The organism is Candidatus Eisenbacteria bacterium (assembly GCA_016930695.1).
Lineage (GTDB): Bacteria > Orphanbacterota > Orphanbacteria > Orphanbacterales > Orphanbacteraceae > JAFGGD01.
This window is the reverse complement of sequence record JAFGGD010000012.1, coordinates 51604-70378: the sequence shown is the minus strand read 5'-3', so window position 1 is coordinate 70378 and position 18775 is coordinate 51604. Positions and strand designations below refer to the sequence as shown.

The window sequence follows — 18775 nt, the reverse complement described above, 5'->3', positions numbered from 1 at the left end:
TCCCACGGGCGGTTCCCGCCCCTTCCCGAAAGCGAGTCGCCATGCTGCGCCTTTACTTCCGTGCGATGCTTCTCAGCCTCGGCATCTCGATACTCCTTTCCCCATGGACCGTTCGCGCCGAATCCGTATCCGCCGATCCAAACGACCCGCTCCCCATCGGCATGACGCCGGAGGAGGAGAGGATTTGGGATGCATACAAGCAAACCCGCGATCTACGCGTCGATCCCCCGCCGACGGCACCGGTACGGAACTGCGCCGAGTGGGAGCCGTGCACGGGTGTTCTGATCGGATATCCGAGCTACTTCGGTCTCCCCGCCTCTCTTTTTCAGGATTTTGACGATGTGGTGACCATCCATATCGCCGTTCCGAGCAGCTACTACAATTCATGCGTAAATTGGCTCGTCTCCAACGGAATCGATACGAGTAAGGTGGAGTTTCTCGTCGAGCCGTTGAACTCCATCTGGACGCGCGACTATGGTCCCTGGTTCGTCTTCGACGGGAACGGCGACATCGGCATCGTCGATCACGAATACAACCGTCCGCGAGCCGATGACAACCGGATCAACGGCTACTTCGGCGCCCAGCAGGGGATCCCCGTCTACGCGCACGGGATGGACCACACAGGCGGCAACTACATGACCGACGGCGCCCACATCAGCATGTCCACCGACCTGGTCTACGACGAGGCGGGGATGTCCGAGGCGGCGGTGGACCAGCTGATGGAGGACTACCTGGGGATCACCACCTACAACGTGGTGGACGACATCAGCTCCAGCGGAATCCATCACATCGACACATGGGGGAAGTTCCTCGACGAGGAGACGGTGCTGATCAAGGAGGTGTGGACCAGCCACTACACCTACGCCGCTCTGGAGCAGAGGGCGACCCTGATCGCCTCCCTGCAGTCCTCCACCGGACGGAACTACACGGTCCACCGGGTCTATTGCTACAGCACCAGCAGCGGCCCGGCGTCGTACACCAACTCCCTCATACTGAACGACAAGATCTACGTCCCCTTCTTCGGGAACTCCACATACGACAACCAGGCGATCGCCGCCTATCAGGCGGCCGCCCCCGGATACGACGTGGAGGGGTACTACTACAGCGGTTTCCTCGACGACGACGCCCTTCACTGCCGCACCAAAGGGGTGATGGATCGCGGGATGCTGCGCGTGTCGCACATTCCCATCCGCGAGGAGATGACCGGGCCGGTCGCCGTCACCGCCTTCGTGGACGACAGGAGCGAGACTGGCCTCTCCGCGGTGGAGCTGCACTACCGTTTCTCCGGCGATTCCTGGCAGACGGTCGCCATGACCGCCCTCGGCGGCGACTACTACGAAGGGGAGATTCCCAACCCGGCGTCGGACACGACCGTGGACTACTACATCCACGCCGAGGACAACGACGGGCGCGCCGAGGGGATGCCCCGCGTGGAGCCGGCGGCGTACTACACCTTCTCGATCCTGCGCGGGATCGACACAGGCGCCGGCGAGGCGGGCGTGCCGGCCGTGACCGTCCTCCATCCCAACCGCCCCAACCCCTTCAACCCGCAGACGACGTTCCGTTTCGACCTCAAATACGAGGATCATGTGGAGCTGACCGTCTTCGACGTGCGGGGGCGCGCGGTGCGGCATCTGGTGGACGGCGCGCGCGACGCCGGGAGCCACGAGGTGGTCTGGGACGGACGCGACGACCGGGGGCGGGAGCTCTCCTCCGGCGTCTACTATTACCGTTTGCGCGCGGCCGGCGTGGTCTACACCCGCCCGGCCGTTCTGGTCCGATAGAGGCCGGAGGCGGCGCAAAGCCCGCGCCGCCACCGGTCCGGTCAGCCGAACCGGTTGGGCTGTTTGACGTTCCGGAGAATCGTTTGTATGTTTTCAGGAGACTCTCAGGGATCCATTCTGTGTCCGAGAAAAGGAGATCACCGATGAACCCATTGTCACCGCGTCCGCCGCGGCGCGCCCTTCTCGGCGCGGCTTTCCTTCTCGCCGCCCTTCTCCTGCCTGTTCTCGCGTTCGCGCAGGACGAGGCGCTCTCGCCGCGTCTCCAAGCGCACAAGGCGGAGGCGGATCGAAAGGCGGAGTTCTTCCGGCAGCTGATGATCGCCGGGCGGCCGACGTCCAACATGGACCTTTATGACGTGAAGCACTACGACGTGGACATCGACCTCGATCCGACCACGGAGTTGGTGAGCGGCACGGTGACCATGACCGCCGAGGTGACCGGCGCCTCGCTCGACGAGGCGGACCTGGATCTCCTGGACAACATGACCGTCTCGGGGGCGACCTCCGGCGGATCGGCGACCACCTGGTCGCACGCGAGCGACGTGGTCACCGTCGACCTGGACCGGACCTACTCGAACGGCGAGACCTTCGTCCTCTCCGTCGATTACAGCGGGACGCCCGCCGCGTCCTGGGGAGGCTTCGGTTTCGACACCTACGACGGCGAGGACATGATCTGGAGCCTGAGCGAGCCGTACGGCGCGCGGACCTGGTGGCCCTGCAAGGACGTCGTGGGGGACAAGGCGGACTCGGTGGACCTGCGCTACCGCGTTCCGGACGACCTGATCGTCGCCGCCAACGGCGTCCTCCTCTCGGTGGACAGCCTGACCACGCCGGGGAAGAAGACCTATCACTGGCACGAGGGTCATCCCATCAGTTCCTACCTCGTCAGCGTCACCGCCTATCCCTACCTGGTCTACTCCGACTGGTACGTCTACGGCGCGAACGACTCGATGGAGATCCAGAACTTCATCTTCCCCGGAAGCGCCGGCACGGTGCCTTCCTACACGGCGCTCACCCCGTCGATGATCGCCTTCATGGACAGCGTCTACGGCGCCTATCCCTTCCTGGACGAGAAGTACGGCCATGCCGAGTTCCTCTGGGGCGGGGCGATGGAGCACCAGACCTGCACGAGCATGGGCTTCTGGGGGGAGGACGTGGTGCTTCACGAGCTTTCCCACCAGTGGTGGGGGGACATGATCTCGCCGATCAGCTGGAACCACATCTGGTTGAACGAGGGATTCGCCGTCTACAGCGAGGCGCTCTGGAAAGAGTACAAGTACGGCATGGGCGAGTACCGGGCGGCGATGAACGAGACCAAGTACCTCGGACCGGGATCGGTTTACTGCTACGACACGAGCGACCCGAACCGGGTGATGAGCCTCGACCTCACATACAACAAGGCGAACTGGGTGCTCCACATGCTGCGGCACGTGGTGGGGAACGAAACCTTCTTCGACATCACGCGCGCCTACTACGCCGATCCGGCGGTGCAGTACGGGAATGCCCACACCGACGATCTCCAGCGGGTCGCCGAGACCGTCTCGGGGATGGATCTGGACGACTTTTTCGACCAGTGGGTGTACGACGAGTGGTATCCGATCTACACCTTCGAGTGGAGCTACGAGCCCGCCGCCGTCGGCTACGACCTGACCGTCACCATCGAGCAGAAGCAGACCAACCGCGTCTTCAAGATGCCCGTCGACGTGTGGGTCGAGATGCCCACGGCGAACAACACCTACGTCGTGCAGGACACGCTGGCGACGCAGACCTTCGTGCTCAACGTTCCGGAAGAGCCGACCAACGTGAAGCTGGACAAGCTGAACGGCGGCTGGATCCTCAAGGTGATCCAGGAGCCGGTCACGGCGCCCACCTTCGACCGCGGCATTCTCGTGGTGAACGGCGTCCGCTGGGATTCCTACGGCGCGGAGATCACGAGCGCCTACGAGGACAGCGCCTTCTGGGGGGATTTCGACATCTCCTTCTGGGATTACTGGACCGAACCGGGCGGCGGCTATCCTTCCACGCTCCCGGCCGCCCTCGGCCACGGCGCGATACCGGCGGACACGCTGAAGCAGTTCTCCACGGTGATCTGGGTGGGGAATAACTATCTCGGCGACCTGGATGGGTGGATGAACACGTCGATACTCGACTACCTCCAGGCGGGCGGGAACGCGATCCTCTTGACCCGTATGGGCGACGACTTCTTCCACCCCGGCTTTTGGGACTACCTGGGCGTGAGCTGGATGGGGGACACGGAGGCGACGCTATACAACTACGTCTCCCAGCATCCCTCGCTGGCGAACCAGAGCTTTACCAGCACGCAGAGCTTCTGCTCCCTCTTCGACACCTCTTTCTCCCAGGGAGAGACGGAGCTTCTCTTCACCTCGAACTCGAGCACCGGCAACTACGGGACGGGCGCTTACCGCGCCCCCGCCGGCGGGGGAACGCACCGCGTCAACGGCGGGCGCTTCGCCTTCCTGAGCGGCCGTCCCTACCGGATGAATCACGCCGACCTCCGGGGGAACATGGAGTACATGCTCGAGCACTTCTTCCTGGAGCCCTTCGACCCGACCGGCGTGGAGGAGGGCGGACCGGCGCCGGCGCGCTTCGCGCTCGAGAGGAACCGGCCGAACCCGTTCAACCCGGTCACCACGATCCGCTTCACCGTTCCGAAGCGGTCCCATGTGGATCTCAAGGTGTACGAGACTTCCGGCCGCCTGGTGCGGACGCTGGCGAGCGGCGAGTACGGCGAGGGCGCGCACGCCGTTCTCTGGGACGGAAGGAACGACACGGGCCGTTCCGTCGGCTCCGGCGTTTATTTCTACCGGATGGAGGCGGGGGATTTCGTCTCCAAGAAGAAGATGGTCTTGATCCGGTAGCGAACGAAAGGGAGGGTGCCGGGTTCTCTTTTCGCGAGCCGCGGCGATGGGAAAGGGATCCGGCGCCCGGGCGATTCACGGTTCGATCGCGGGCGGGGGAGAATCACTCCCCCGCCTTTTTACATGCTCTCCTCTTGGAACGGAGGGTTGTCCTTCGTTCCCCCGCTTGGATCACGCGCCGGGCGGCGGCCCGCCCATGAGACGGCGCGCCCTTTTCTCGCGGCCGAGAAGGCCGTCGAGGATGCCGAGCGCTTTCCCCGCCGCCGCGCCGGGACCGCGGCCGTGGAGGAGATCCCGGGCGAGCGCGTACGGGACTCCGGCGGCGGTGAAGAGGAGGAACCTCGCCCACTGCCGGCGGCCGGCGTGCTTCCGTAGGAAGCGGATCGCGTTCCGCGAGGCGAGATATTTTTTCCGGTAGGAGAGCTGCTCCGCCGCGGGGGCGGCGCGGAGCCGAACGCGCGCGCGGGGGGCGAGAACGACCCTTAGGCCCGAGGCGCGGACCCGAACCGAGAGGTCCGTGTCCTCGTACCAGTAGCCGACGAAGTCGGAGTCGAAGAGCCCCGCCTCTCGAAGCGCGTCGGATCGGGCCAAGAGCACCGCGCCGCAGAGATAATCCGGTTCGAAGCCGTCGTCGTAGCGGCCGTCGTCCCGTTCCCCCTCGCCGATGTGGCGGCCGATGTTTTCCGTGTAGTCGATCCGGCCGCCCGCGGCGAGGAGAATCTCGGGCCGGTCCAGGTCGAACATTTTAGGCCCCACGAGACCGATGCGCGGGTCCTCTTCGGCGGCGAGGACCAATTCGCGGAGCGTCTCCCTCTCCAGCACCACGTCGTCGTCGACCATGAAGACATAGGGAACGGGGAGGTCGAGCGCCCGGCGGAGGCCGACGTTCTTTCCGCCGATGGCGCCCAGGTTTCTCTCGTTCACGATGAGTTCGACGCCGGGGAAACGTTCCCGCGCCGCCGCCGCCGTGCCGTCGGTGGAGGCGTTGTCCACCAGGATGATCCTCTTGTCGGGATAGTCGAGCGCATCGATCGAGGCGAGGCACTCCAGCATGGAGTCGCGCCGGTTCCAGGTGAGCGCCACGATCGCCACGGGAGGGAGCGATTTCTTCATGCACGAATCTCCTCGCCGGCCGACCAGTGGGGGCCTCGGGCGATCCGCCGCGCCGTTTTCCGCAGAAAGAGAATCGGAAGGGGGGTGCGTCCTTCTCCGGGGAGACGGTCGAGGAAGTCTCCGCTCAACCGGGGGATGCGATAGGGGTCGGAGGGGGCGCCTACCCCCTCCATGCCGGTGAAGGCGGCTTCATAGCCGCAGGAGGAGAGGAGGGAGCGGGCGATCGCGCCGCACCGGTTCCACGGATAGGCGAGGGCGGCGACCCTTTTGCCGGGGAGGCGTTCCTCGATCGCTTCCCTCCCGAGGAGAAGCTCCTCGCGGATCCTTTCGGTCCTCTCCTCCGGCGATTCGCGGCGATCGGTCGCGAGGGGGCTCTTCTCCGCGCCCTCCGCCGCGATCCGCATCAGTTCCCGCCTCCAGCCGGGGCGCCGGAAGAAAGCCTCCCCTCCGTGGGCGGCGACGTGGGCGGCGCAGCGATCCCGGATCGCCGGGTCCGGCAGGTGGGCGGGCTCGTCGGCGAGGCGGGGGGCGGAGGCGTAGATCGGCTCACCCGGGCGGTGCGGGCGCCCCGGCGGTTCGTCCGGGCGCTCCGGAGCTTCCCAGGGGAGCGGGGGGCGGCGGGTGGGACGGTGGAAGCCGGCGATCCGAGGCGACGCGGGGACGGCGCGGTGGGAGAGGGTGTGGGACTGGAAATCGATCACCCCCGATTCATGCATGCGCCGCGCCTCTTCCCAATCCACGAGGCCGGGCGAGCCGATCCGCGCCGGGGCGATGAAGGAGACGGCGGTGAAGCGGTGTTCCCGGAGAAGCGGGAAGACGGTGCGGTGGAGGTCGGCGAGGCCGTCGTCGAAGGTGAGGAGCGCTTCCCGCTCTCCGGGGGGGCGGGCGCCGCGGCGCGTCTTCAGGTACTCGTCCATGCTCAGTGTGCGGTAACCGTTCCGGACCAGCCGCCGGAGGCTCGCGCCGAGGCGTTTCCCGCCCGCGCGGTGGAAGACGAAGACCGGCGTTTCCTCCGGAGGCGCGCCGGAGAGGACGAAAGGGGGGTATCCGGAGCGGGCGAGCGCGGCCGCGACGGAGCGGGCGTCGGCGAGTATCGAGGAGAGTCGTTCCATGGCGTTCGCTCCCCCGGGCGCGGCGGCCCGTGCGGAGGGGTTCCGAGGCCCGGCATGGCCTTCGGGACCGGCGACGGAGCCCAGGATAGCAGAAAAAGGGGGCGGCGCGGTGGGGGAGGGGTCCGGACCGGAAACCATTGGAGGGGAGGGAACGTAGGGGAGGGAGGAAACGAAAGTCCCACCGGGCCATCCGGAGAGGAAAGGGGGCGTAAGATGAGACGCATCGCTATCGCCGCGGGTCTGGCCTTTACGTTGCTCGGGCTCGCGGCGCGCCCGGCGCACGCCGCGGATTGGCTCCACGTGTTCGTGGAGGATGACGGCGGACGGGAAACCGTGAGGATCAACCTTCCCTTCGACCTGGTCGAGGCGGTTTTGCCGCTGATCGACGAGGACGATTTTCATCACGGTCGCGTGGTGATCGACGACGAGGACTTCGACCGCGAGCAGATCGAGAAGATCCTGGACGCGCTCGAGAAGGCCGAGGAGGGGGAATACATCCACGTCGACGAGGTGGACGAGGACGTGCGCGTCGCCAAGAAGGGGAGCTTCATCCTCATCCGCAGCGAGGGGGACGGCGAGAACGTGGACGTGAAGGTCCACCTCTCCTTCTTCCGGGCCCTTCTCGCCGGCGAGGAGAACGAGCTGGACCTTCTCGCCGCCTTCCGCACCCTGTCGGAGCAGAAGGGGGAGACGCTGGTGATGGTGAACGACGAGGAGAGCCGTGTCCGGATCTGGATCGACGACAGCTGTTCGTCGGACTAGGAGAGGATCATGAAATCGAGAGACCGGAAGGCGCTTTGGATATCCGCGGCGGTGATCGCGCTCTTTTCGCTGACCGGCGCGGCGCTGGTCGTCAATCTGGGCGGCGTGGGGATGATCGAGGTGATGGTCGACGAGAGCGGGTCGGGCGGCGCGAACCTGGAGATCGAGGTCCCCGCGGCGTTTCTCATCCTCGGCCTCAATTTTCTCCCGAGCGAGGTTTACGAGGAGATCGACAGCGAGACGATCCCCTATCTCACCATCGCGCGCCGGGCCTGCGGCGAACTGCGTGATATTCCGGATTGCGTGCTGGTCGACGTGCGGGACGGCCGGGAGACGGTGCGCATCTCCAAGGAGGGGGACAGGCTCATCATCAACGTCCGCGACACGGGGGAAAAAGTCCGCGTGGCGATCCCACTCCGCGCCGTGGATAAGGTGCTCGGTAAAATGGAGCGTCGCTGGATGGTGCTGTAGGATCCCTCGCGCGCGGCGCGCGGGTCCCACGGCGCGTGAAACGATCGGAGCGGGCGGTCTCCTCTCTCCGCGGGGGGGCGCTCTCCCGCCCTCACCGGTTTCCCGGACGCTCCCCGCCGCCCGGGCGAGAAAAAAGCTCCGCCAGCGTGATGGGCAACCCGTCCCGGTTCCGGAGCGTCACCTCCGCGCATCGGTCGAACTCTTCGGTCCTAAGGATCGGCGTCCAGAAATCCCGAGCCCTCTCCTGCACGACGACGAGAGCGTCCCGCTTGCGGGCGACGCACTCCCCCACCGCCTCCACGTACGCGGAGGCGCCCCGTTCGAAGATCCCCAACTCGTCGATCACCAGCGGAGAATCGGCGTCGCGAGCCGCCGCCCGTAGGACTTCCGCGCCGAAGCGATCGAAGACCTCCCGGTCGATGCGGAATTTTCCCGGACCGTCGTCCGGGCCGCTTTTCGGGAAGGCGAACCGCATCTCCCGGCCGTCGAGCGAGGAGACGAGCCGGTAGCCGCGCGAACCGTCCCGCTCGTCCACCCGGCGGGAGAAGAGGCCGGTGACGCGCTCGAATGCCGCGAGACGCAGCACCTCCCGCACCACGGTGCTCTTGCCGGAGCCGATTTCGCCTGTGAGAAGGATCCTCATGTTTCCGTGAGCGCCCGCGCCGCGAGGCGGATCAGGAAGTCCGGCCAGCGGCGCGACGCGCGGCTTCCCCTCGTCTCCCGCCAGGCGACGCCCGCGAGAACGCGAAGGCGGGGGAGGAGGCGTTGCATGTCGTCGATTTCCCGGGCGTGACGGCTCATCTGTCTGTTCCGGAGGCGGGAGAGGGCGAGACGGAAAAGCGGGGCGACGAAGAGAAACCAGACCCCGAGGGCGACCGCCGTGCGCAGGATCGGCCGGAGGAGGCGGTGAAGAAGGCCGCCTTCGGAGCCGAGGAACGCGAGAACGAGAAGGATGAAGAGGAGGAGGAAGGACCAATGAAGGATTCGTTTCCTCCACCGCTTTCCCTGCGAGGGGCGCGCGGCTCCCGTTCTCTCTTCGGCGTCTCCGGCCGCCGCCGGCATGGGCTTTTCCAGTTCGCGAAGGAGGCGATCCGGCAGGCCTCCCGCGATCGCTCCGATCAAAACGCCGCCGGCCAGGTGATAGGCCAGAAGGGCGCCGATGACGAGGCCGCTGAAACGGTACTCCTCGGGGACGGAGAGATGGAGGGTGGAGGCGACGTGGCGGCCGACCAGGTCCAGGGAACGCCAGAGGGATCCGCCGAAGACGATCGTCATGACGATCAGCTTTTGCGCCGCTCCTTCGAGCAGTCCGGTGACGGCGAGGAGCATGGCGGGGAGCCTCGTTCCCGGCAGCAGGGAGAAGAGGAGCGCCCCGGCGAGCCCCTGGAAGGCGACGGCGAAATACGCGGGCAGGGGCGTGTGGGGCGCGGCGGCGGCTTTGATCACGATCACGAACACCAGGGCCCGCAGCACGGCCCGCGCCTTGTGCTCCGCGAAGAACGCGATCAACGTGATGATCAGAATCGCCGTTCCTCCGACCAGAATGCCCGTGAAGGGGATCTTCAGTGCGTGCACGACGCCGCCCAGTCCGGATTCGTTGAGCGCCCAGAGCGCGGTCAGCCGCTGAACGGCCGCCCCGCGGTCGGGAACGAGCGGAATCGGCTTCTCCGTCATTTTTCCCATGCGATCCAAGCCCATTCGCGACGCGCCCGGGGAAGGAGCGCTCCCGCTTCGACCCGGGGAAGGGTGTCGTAATAGAGCGCGAGGGCGCATTCTTCTCGCTCGTCGATCGACCCCAGGCTCCATGTGACGCGGCGCACGAGGTCGTCGAGGGAGGGAGAGACGATCGAGTCGGATGGACCGGGGATGAAATCGACGGACGCGCGTATCCCCATCTGATGGAGGATGTTTACGAGGATGATGTAGTCGGGGCGGGGCGCCGCCCGCCGTCCGAGGGCGGAGAGGATGGATTCGTCGAGAAAGGAGCCGCCGGCAAGATAGGTCATGTAGACCCGGCGCGAGGCCTGCCGGTGCATCCGGGATAGGGCGTCCCGGGCGTCGGCGACGGAGAAGGAACGGGACGCCGTGACGATGTCCACGGGGGGGAGGGAACTCCAGTCGTCCGTCCAGGAGAGGCGTTCCAGAGAAATGTTCGTCGCGCCCTTCTCGCGGATCTTCTTTTCCGCTCGTTCCAGCATGCCGGGAGAGAAGTCGATCCCGTACAGTTTCTCCAGGCGAGGGGCGAGGAAGAGGAGCAGGTCGCCCGTTCCGCAACCCACGTCCAACATCGACGCGCATCCATCGAGATTCATCCGGCCGGCGAAGTCCCGCACGTAATCGCTATCGGACGACCATCGGTCCGCCATGATCCCGGCGCGGCGGCTCCATTCCTCGGCGCTTTTCCGGGCGAAACCCGAAGCCGCGAGCTCGCGCCGGTAGATCGCGTTCCAATCGATCTCTTCCATCGAAGCCGGCGAAGACATCTCTCTCTCTTCTCCTCTCCCGATCCGCCGCGCCGGGGGAACGGACCCCGCTTTCGGAGGATTGTAACAGGGGCGGGGCCGCGCCGCGTGCTTTTCCGCGGCGTGCACGCATGAAAAAGGCCCGGGGCGTGAACCCCGGGCCCATGATGTTTACACGAAAAGTAAAATTACCGCACCAGAACCATGCGGCCGGTCCGGCTTTCCCCGCCGCGCAGAAGACGGCTGAAGTAGATTCCGCTCGCGACCGGCTCTCCCCGGTCGTTCGCGCCGTTCCACACCTCCCGGTGCTCGCCGGCGCCGCGGGGCTCGTCCACGAGAGTGCGAACCAGGCGCCCGGAGAGGTCGTGGATCGTCAGGCGAACCGACGCCTCCGAGCCGTCCTCGGGGACGATGTAGCGGATCGTCGTCGTCGGATTGAAGGGGTTGGGCGCATTGCCTACCAGGCGCAGGCTTCGAGGCGCGTTCCCCTCCGCCTGGTCCACGCCGACGTTGACGCAGCCTTCGCCGAGGCCGATGGTTCCGCATCCCGCCGGCGAGTTCGACGCGGCGCAGGGGGAGGTTTCAGCCACCCGGAAGTTCCCTCCGGCGATATCGCAGAACAGCGGGTCTTCGCTGAAGTTGCCGTCCGAGCCGAGCTGGCCGGCGATGCAGCCGATCCAGTCGCCGCCCGTGTTCCCCCAGACGTCGGCGCAGGAGAGAACGATCGAGCCGCCGTCGAGGCAATGAACCGAGCCGCCGCTCGCGCCGCCCGCCAGGATCGAGTTCTCCACCGTCACCGTGCTGTAGTAGTAGCAGTAGATCGAGGAGGCGAGGTTCGTTCCCTCGTTGCCGTAGAAGGTGCAGAATCGAATCGTCGGTTCGGAGAAGTATCCGCTGTAGATCGCGCCGCCTCCGGTTGCCCGGTTCCCGGCGAAGAGGCATCCCTGCAGAACGGGATTGGAGGTGTAGTAGATGGAAAGCGCGCCGCCCGCCCCGGCGGCCGTGTTCTCGTGGAACTCGCAGTTGTAGATCTCGGGGGAGGAGAGGCGATCCACCTCGATCGCGCCGGCGTATTGCGCGCTGTTGCCGTTGAAGAAGCAGTCCGAGAGGATCGGCGAGGAGTTCTCGTCGATGGAGACGCCGCCGCCGCCGCCGGAGGCTTCGTTGTCGGAGAAGACGCAGCCGTTGATGACGGGGGAGGCGAAGTACGCGCACCGCACGGCGCCGCCGTCGTAGTCGGCGATGTTTCCGGTGAAGACGCACTCCTCGATCAGCGGTTCCGCACTGTCGATATAGATCGCCCCGCCGGTTCCGAAGCCCTGATCCCTGGTTTGCGCGGAGGCGTAGTTGTTCTCGAAGGCGCAGTTCCGGATCGTCGGCGTCGCTTGATAGATGTAAATCGCGCCTCCGCCGTAATCCGGGTAGCGCACCACGCCGTTCCGCATGGTGATTCCCTCGATCAACGTGCCCGGGCCCTCGCCGAAGGCGAAGAAGAAGGAGCGGCCGTCGCCGGCGCAATCGATCTCGCAGAGGTCGGGATCGCCCGCGGCGGACCGGATCGTGATCGCCTTGCCGTTCACGTGGAGGCGGTGGTTCCCCGCCCCGGTGAACACGCCGTTCCCCAGGGAAACGGTGTCGCCCGGTTGAGCGGCGTCGATCGCCGCCTGGATCGTCGGGAAGTCTCCCATGCCGTCGGGCAGCACGGTGTGGTTGGAAGCGGCGGCGGAAGTCGCGAGAAGCAGACAGGCCGCGAGTGACAGGGACGCGCGCAAACGCATATCGCACCTCTTCGTGTTGTGTGAACGATGGCGAGGGAGTGCCGGGAGATATCTACGAATCGCCTCTATTATACACGGAAAGCCGCCGGGGGGATAGTGCCGGCGGCGTGCGCCCGCTCCCGCCGGCGTTTTACCGGACGAGGACCAACCTTCCGCTCTGGCTCCCGCCGTTCCAGAGCAGGCGGAGGATGTAGACGCCGCTCGACACGGGGCGTCCCCGGTCGTCGGTGCCGTCCCAGGCCGTGTCCCCCTCGCCCGCCCGGGCCGGACCTTCCAGAAGGGTGCGGACCCGCCGTCCCGACGGTTCGTAGACGAGCAGCGAGAGGGGGCCGCCGTCGGCACTCTCCGGAAGGAGGAAGGTGATTCGGGTGCTGGGATTGAAGGGATTGGGGGCCGCCGCGAGGCGTGTTTCCCGAACCGGGACCGGTCCGGCGACCGCGGTCCCCACCGGGGCGGAGATCGTCACGATCATCGGCAGGTGATCGCTCGCCGCATGGATCGCCTCGGCGACCGAATCGGGGACGACCCCGTTCGGTCCATTGATGAGAGAGGTGTTGAAATGGGCGCCGTCGTTCCCGTAGGCGGTGTAGCTGGCGGGGAGCAGCTCGATTCCCGAATCGTTCAGCAGGTCGTCGGTGACCAGGATCTGGTCGAAGCGGTCGTCCATCCCGCCGGTGGCCCCGCCGCCGAAGGAGGAGGTGCGTGGGCTCTGGGTGTGGATCGCCGCGAAAGACGCGTTGTCGTGCCACTCGCCGGGCTGCTCGATCGGGTCGTGCAATTGCCCCACGCCGGACTCGAGTAGTTTCTGATAGGCCGGTTCGGAAGCGCCGTAGATGTTCAGATCGCCCGCTACCAGGACCGGAAGACTGGCGTCCAAAGTGTCCAGGTTGTTGCGCAGGATCGTCACCTCGGCGAGTCGCTTCTGTTCGTTGTCCGATCCCGTGCTCGCCTTGAGGTGCATCACGTAGACCCGGAATGTTTCCCCCGATTGGGGAAGCCGGAGGAGCCACCAGTCGATGTCCCGGAGCGCCGTGTCCAACCAGCCGCCGTCCAGCACCTCCACCGCGCCGATCCGGTAGAAGAGGGCGCGGTCCGTGTCGTAGCCGTCGTGAAAGAAACCGGCCGCCCATGCGCCCGGCTCGAGGGTGTTCAGCACGTGGTCCAGAAAGTCGTCCCGCCCGTTCGTCCCGAGCACCTCCTCGGCGACGACGACGTCCGGGCCGATCGTAGAGAGAACGGTGCGGAACTCCGGTTCCCGGATCGCCCCCGTGCTGCCGGGGAAATTGAGGATGTTCCAGGAAACGAAGGTGATCTCTTCCGCGCTCGCGATCGTGACGACGAAGGCGAGAAGCAAAACGGGCAGAATGCGCTTCATCGACGGATACCTCATCGGGGGAAAGCCGTGCTTCTTGTTAAATAATAACACTTTCCGGCGCTAAAAGGTACGATTTTCTACTCGCGAAAACCGCACGGAAGGGGTCCGGTGGAGTGAAAAAACGGCCCGGGATCGGTGATCCCGGGCCTGTCCCCGCCGCCGGGGGGGGAGCCCGTCGACGAACGGGAACCAAAAGGGCGATCGCCGTCGCCGAAGCGGCGTTTCCCGCGGGAGGGCGGAGGAGCCCGTGCTCCCGCGGGCGGATCGGTCGGTCGGGTCGGAATCCTCTCAGGGGTCTCGTCGGGTGGGAGGGCCGCCCCAACTGTATCCGGACTCGGGCGGATTGCCTAGTCCGGGTCGGTCGATAAGGCGGTCGCGGGGAAAGGTCAGCTTCGGGCGATTCGGTAGTGGATTCTGTGGAGGCGGGAGCGGTGCCGCCCGGCGAGTTCCTCGATGCGCCCTCCGGTTCTTTGGAGGCGGCGCCGCGTCGTCTCTAAACGTTCCCGCAGACGGCGCCACTCCTCTTGGGAGTGATTTCCATCCCCGCCGAGGCGTTCCATGTCCCGGCCGATCAGGCTCAGTTCGAAGTGGCATTCCCCCAACTCCCGAACCGCCTTCCGGTCTCCTCCGTCCAGGGCGGCTTCGATCCGGAGGCGTTCCAGGAATTCGGGCCGGAAGGGGCAGGCCGGGTTCAGATCGCCCAGCGCGCCGGGTGGACCCTCCAGCGCGGCGCCGATTTCCCCTTCGATCCGCCCGAGCCGTGTTCGATAGAAATCGAGTTCGTCCGCCGCGGCGTCCAGGAGCCCCGCGATCCTCTCGATCCTACATTTCCGACCCGAGAGGCCCAAATAGGCTTGAAAGATGAGAAAGAGAGTGAGAACGCCGGCGAGGCCATAAAACGCCCTGTTCGTTCGCGCGGGGATCTCCGCCGTTTCCGGGGTCGGTTCCGTTTGCTCCATCCGGACCGGTGGTCCGGCCTGTTCCACCGCGAGGGCCGCCTCGGCGCACCCGATGAAGATCGCCAGGCCGACGAGAAGGAAGACGCCGGAGAGCCCCAAACGTCCTTGAAGGCGGCCGCCCGCTCCGGCGCGCCGTCCGCCCCTCATTCCCTTTTGCTCTCGCATCGACCGACCTCCCCTCGGTAGGCGCTTGCCGAAACGCCCGGGTCGGACTCCCGCCGTCCGGCCCCCCGGGAACCGCGCCAAAGGTAGCGCGGTGACCCCGAAATGTAAAGACGGGTGACGGCCCCGCCGCGCTTAATCCGCCCGCCCGCCGGCGGATCGAGGCACGGTTCGGGTTGACCTCAACCGACCACCCCCTCTAGAATTAAGAACTCGATACACGTCCGTTGTCCGGTGCGGCACGTCCCGCCGCGCCTTTCCCCTTGGCGCCCCGTCAACCCCGGAATTCCCGGGCCGCTCAAGGAGCGCACCCGCCCGAGCGCGGGGTGCGATCGAAACGAGTCGTCTCCGTAACGCCGGCGCCATGCCGCCGTCACGAGGAGGAAACCGGTGAGTCGAAGAGTACTGATCATCGACGATGAGGCGGAAATCCGCCGGAACCTGACGGTGGGTCTGACCCAGGAGGGGTTCACTTGCACCGCCTGCCCGGACGGAATTTCCGCGATCCACGAGTTGCACGCGTCGCGGGAGAAGGGGATCGGGTACGGCTACCTGATCACGGACATCTTCATGCCCGACATCGACGGTCTCAAGATCCTGAAGGTGATCAAGGCCGAGTTCCCGGATCTGCCCGTGCTGGTCATCACCGGCTTCGGCAACGAGATGCTCGAGCAGACCGCGCTTGCGGAACTCAACACGGGTTTCCTCGACAAACCCTTTGAAATCTCCGATCTGGTGAAGGCGCTCGGCGAGCTGACTCCGGGAAGCACCACCGCCCTGCCGGCCAAGGAGGACGCGGCGGAGGGAGAGATCCGGGAGACCATGAGCGGCTACGTGACGCTCCGGATCACCGAGCCGGACCGAGACATGGAGATCTACGGCGAACTCTACCGGATGGAGGGAATCGCCTCCTGCGACGCGGTCCGCGGCGACGTGGATATCATTCTGCTGCTCCAGGCGGGATCGGAAGAAGAGATGAAGACCCTCTACGATCGGGTGGCGTCCGTGAAGGGCGTGGAGGCGGTCTCTCTCTCCCGAGTGGAGCGTCCCAAGCTCGATCGAGACGTGGGCGATTTCATCGAGGTCTACCGCAAAGCGGTGAAAGAGGCGGATCTCGAGAAAATGCCCAGCCTCTCCGGCACCCGCTCCTACGTGATCGTGGACATCGATCGGGAGTCGATCCAGCAAGTCTTCACGACCTTTTTCTTTCTCGATGAAGTTTTTCTCTGCGACATCATCGACGGCGGCTCTAAGCTGATCGGCATCATCTCCGAGAAGGGCGCCTTCGGGAAGACGCCCCGCATCGTGGAGCGCCTGAGCCAGATCGACGGCGTGCTTCGGGTGAAGGAAGCGAAGATCATTAAATTGCTCGATTTCTAAAGCGGCCGTCCCCCCCGGACGGCGCGCCGCCCGCGCGCCGGGACCGACCGAAACGGCCGCCGGAAACGGGAGAGAACGCGCGGCGCGCGGTCCGCCCGGCCGGCGGCGAAAGGACGAGAACGAACCATGTCTCATCCGGAATCGGATTTCAGCTATCACCTTTGGCGGTACGACGGCGCCCCCGGCGAGCTGATCCCGCTTCTGCAATCGGCGCAGGACCATTTCGGTTACATCCCCCGGCGCGCCATTCAGTACATCTCCGGGGTCACCAAAATCCCCGAGTCGAAGATCTACGGGGTGATCACCTTCTACAGCCAGTTCCGCCTCCAACCGATGGGCCGGCACGTGGTCCGTCTCTGCTGCGGAACCGCCTGCCACGTGGCGGGGGCGCAGACCTTGCTGCAGACGATCCAGGACGAGCTGGGCGTCGAGGTGAACGGGACCACCGAGGACGGCGCCTTCACGCTTTCCACCGTCGCCTGTATCGGCTGCTGTTCCCTCGCCCCCGTGATGATGGTCAACGACGAAACCTACGGCAAGCTGACCCCGGCCTCGGCTCGCAAGATCCTGAAAACGATCCGCCGCGAGGAGCGGAAGAAGACCGCCGGGGAAACCGCGGCGGCCGGCGCCTGAGCCGCGGCGACCCCGTACCCCGGCTGTTCGCTGGGAGGGCTCGGGAAACCGCCCTTCCCCGAAATCACGGCTTCTCTCTTCATCGAGCATCGGTGAACGGCACGGAGTGGACCCGATGTGTAAGATCCTGGTCGGCATGAGCACCTGCGGCATGTCCGCGGGGGCTCGGGACGTGTACCGGCGGTTGGAGGAGATCCTCGGCGCGAGCGGCGCCGGGACGGAACTCACCTACACCGGCTGTATCGGCATGTGTTATCGGGAGCCGCTGGTGGAGATCCGGGAGAACGGCTCCCGCACCATCTACGGCGACGTGGACCCCACGCGGGCGGAGGAGATCGTCGAGCGCCACGTGAAGGGGGGCGAGGTCCTCGAGGAGTACCTCGTGTACCGTGTCGAGGAGGGGAAGGAGCCCTCCGGCGCGGAGAGCAATTTCCTCGCCCGGCAGGAGAGGATCGTTCTCCGCAACTGTGGCGTGATCAACCCGGAGAGGATCGAGGACTACGAGGCGGCGGGCGGATACGAGGCGACCCGGAAGGCGCTCTTGGAGATGAAGCCCGAGGAGATCCTTTCGGAGATGAAAGAATCCGGCCTCCGCGGGCGCGGCGGCGCCGGTTTTCCCACCGGCCTGAAGTGGTCTTTCGCCGCCGGTTACGATTCGGACGTGAAATACGTGATCTGCAACGCCGACGAGGGGGACCCCGGCGCCTTCATGGACCGCTCCGTCCTGGAGGGGGATCCCCACGCGGTGCTGGAGGGGATGATCGTCTGCGCCCGCGCCATCGGCGCGTCGAAGGGTTTCATCTACTGCCGCGCCGAATACCCTCTCGCCATCAAGCGGCTCGAGATCGCCATCGCCGCCGCCCGGGCGAAGGGATACCTGGGCGGGAACATCCTCGGCTCGGGCTTTTCCTTCGACATCGTCATCAAACAGGGGGCGGGGGCTTTCGTCTGCGGCGAGGAAACGGCCCTCTTCGCCTCCATCGAGGGGGAGAGGGGGATGCCCCGCATCCGACCCCCCTTCCCGGCCGAAGCGGGCGTGTGGGGGAAGCCGACGAACAACAACAACGTGGAAACCTACGCCAACGTCCCCTGGATCATCACCCGCGGCGCCGCGGCGTACCGCCGTTTCGGCACCGAGAAGAGCCCCGGCACCAAGGTCTTCGCCCTGGCGGGGAAGATCCGCCACGGCGGGTTGGTGGAGGTGCCCATGGGGATGACCATCGAGGAGATCCTCTTCGACATCGGCGGCGGCATCCGGGGGGATCGGGAGTTCAAGGCGGTGCAGATGGGCGGCCCTTCGGGCGGCTGCATCCCTTCGCACTTGAAGGAAACGCCCGTCGATTTCGAACACATCCCCGCCACCGGCGCCATCATGGGTTCCGGCGGCATGGTGGTGATGGACGACACCACCTGCATGGTGGACATGGCCCGCTTCTTTCTCGATTTCACGCAGGAGGAGTCCTGCGGCAAGTGCACCTTCTGTCGGATCGGAACGCTGCGGATGCTGGAGATCCTGGAAAGAATCGTGAACGGCGAAGGGACCGAGGAGGACATCGAGAAGCTCGGCGAGCTGGGCGGCCGGATCAAGGAGGCGAGCCTCTGCGGTCTCGGCCAGACCGCCCCGAACCCGGTGCTCAGCACGATCCGCTATTACCGGGACGAGTACGAGGCGCACATCCGGGACCACCGTTGTCCCGCCAAGAGCTGCGCGCTGCTCGTCACCTACAACATCGATCCGGAGAAGTGCGTCGGCTGCGGGCTCTGCGCCAAGAACTGCCCGGTCGACGCCATCGCCGGCGAACCGAAGAAGACCTACGTGATCGATCACGAGATCTGCGTCAAGTGCGGGAAGTGCATCACCTCCTGTACTTTCGGCGCGGTTTATAAAGACTAGGCCCGCGGTGT

At 66.0% G+C, this 18775-nt stretch carries 15 protein-coding genes; 7 read left to right on the top strand and 8 right to left on the bottom strand.

What is annotated here, in order from left to right:
- The first annotated feature begins 41 nt into the window (after positions 1-41).
- Complete coding sequence (locus tag JW958_01880; protein MBN1824984.1) at positions 42-1784, top strand: agmatine deiminase family protein; 1743 nt, start codon at positions 42-44, stop codon at positions 1782-1784.
- Positions 1785-1927: 143 nt separating this feature from the next.
- Positions 1928-4663: a T9SS type A sorting domain-containing protein gene (locus tag JW958_01875; protein MBN1824983.1), complete on the top strand. Its 2736-nt coding sequence runs from the start codon at positions 1928-1930 to the stop codon at positions 4661-4663.
- Positions 4664-4834: 171 nt separating this feature from the next.
- Here JW958_01875 and JW958_01870 read toward each other — a convergent pair whose 3' ends face one another.
- Both JW958_01870 and JW958_01865 read right to left on the bottom strand, forming a co-directional pair.
- Positions 4835-5776: a glycosyltransferase family 2 protein gene (locus JW958_01870; protein MBN1824982.1), complete on the bottom strand. Its 942-nt coding sequence runs from the start codon at positions 5774-5776 to the stop codon at positions 4835-4837.
- On the bottom strand, positions 5773-6888 hold the full coding sequence (locus tag JW958_01865) for a polysaccharide deacetylase family protein (protein ID MBN1824981.1): 1116 nt from the start codon (positions 6886-6888) through the stop codon (positions 5773-5775). The genes JW958_01870 and JW958_01865 overlap by 4 nt, the downstream gene beginning before the upstream one ends.
- Before the next feature lie 213 nt (positions 6889-7101).
- Here JW958_01865 and JW958_01860 point away from each other — a divergent pair, with 213 nt between their 5' ends.
- Both JW958_01860 and JW958_01855 read left to right on the top strand, forming a co-directional pair.
- Positions 7102-7650: a hypothetical protein gene (locus JW958_01860; protein ID MBN1824980.1), complete on the top strand. Its 549-nt coding sequence runs from the start codon at positions 7102-7104 to the stop codon at positions 7648-7650.
- A gap of 9 nt (positions 7651-7659) precedes the next feature.
- Entirely contained in the window at positions 7660-8121 is a 462-nt protein-coding gene (locus tag JW958_01855) for a hypothetical protein (GenBank protein ID MBN1824979.1), read from the top strand.
- A 91-nt stretch (positions 8122-8212) separates the two neighbouring features.
- Here the strand turns inward: JW958_01855 and JW958_01850 are convergent, their stop codons facing one another.
- The 6 genes from JW958_01850 to JW958_01825 all read right to left on the bottom strand — a co-directional run bounded on the left by JW958_01850 (position 8213) and on the right by JW958_01825 (position 14860).
- Entirely contained in the window at positions 8213-8764 is a 552-nt protein-coding gene (locus JW958_01850; protein MBN1824978.1) for a hypothetical protein, read from the bottom strand.
- Complete coding sequence (locus JW958_01845) at positions 8761-9795, bottom strand: hypothetical protein (GenBank protein ID MBN1824977.1); 1035 nt, start codon at positions 9793-9795, stop codon at positions 8761-8763. The genes JW958_01850 and JW958_01845 overlap by 4 nt, the downstream gene beginning before the upstream one ends.
- On the bottom strand, positions 9792-10604 hold the full coding sequence (locus tag JW958_01840; GenBank protein MBN1824976.1) for a class I SAM-dependent methyltransferase: 813 nt from the start codon (positions 10602-10604) through the stop codon (positions 9792-9794). The genes JW958_01845 and JW958_01840 overlap by 4 nt, the downstream gene beginning before the upstream one ends.
- Positions 10605-10771: 167 nt before the next feature.
- Positions 10772-12361 (bottom strand): hypothetical protein, encoded by a 1590-nt coding sequence (locus JW958_01835; protein ID MBN1824975.1) that lies wholly within the window; start codon positions 12359-12361, stop codon positions 10772-10774.
- 130 nt (positions 12362-12491) lie between these two features.
- A complete protein-coding gene (locus JW958_01830; protein ID MBN1824974.1) occupies positions 12492-13736 on the bottom strand; it encodes a hypothetical protein in 1245 nt (414 codons plus the stop codon).
- A gap of 386 nt (positions 13737-14122) precedes the next feature.
- A complete protein-coding gene (locus JW958_01825) occupies positions 14123-14860 on the bottom strand; it encodes a hypothetical protein (GenBank protein ID MBN1824973.1) in 738 nt (245 codons plus the stop codon).
- Between the two features lie 387 nt (positions 14861-15247).
- On the opposite strand from JW958_01825, the gene JW958_01820 reads away from it, so the two are divergent.
- The 3 genes from JW958_01820 to JW958_01810 all read left to right on the top strand — a co-directional run bounded on the left by JW958_01820 (position 15248) and on the right by JW958_01810 (position 18764).
- Positions 15248-16237, top strand: a complete 990-nt coding sequence (locus tag JW958_01820) for a response regulator (protein ID MBN1824972.1) — start codon at positions 15248-15250, stop codon at positions 16235-16237.
- Positions 16238-16363: 126 nt separating this feature from the next.
- Complete coding sequence (gene nuoE, locus JW958_01815) at positions 16364-16870, top strand: NADH-quinone oxidoreductase subunit NuoE (GenBank protein ID MBN1824971.1); 507 nt, start codon at positions 16364-16366, stop codon at positions 16868-16870.
- Between the two features lie 115 nt (positions 16871-16985).
- The gene (locus tag JW958_01810; protein MBN1824970.1) at positions 16986-18764 is read left to right on the top strand and encodes an NADH-quinone oxidoreductase subunit NuoF; all 1779 of its coding nucleotides are present in this window, start codon (positions 16986-16988) and stop codon (positions 18762-18764) included.
- The last annotated feature ends 11 nt before the right edge of the window (positions 18765-18775 follow it).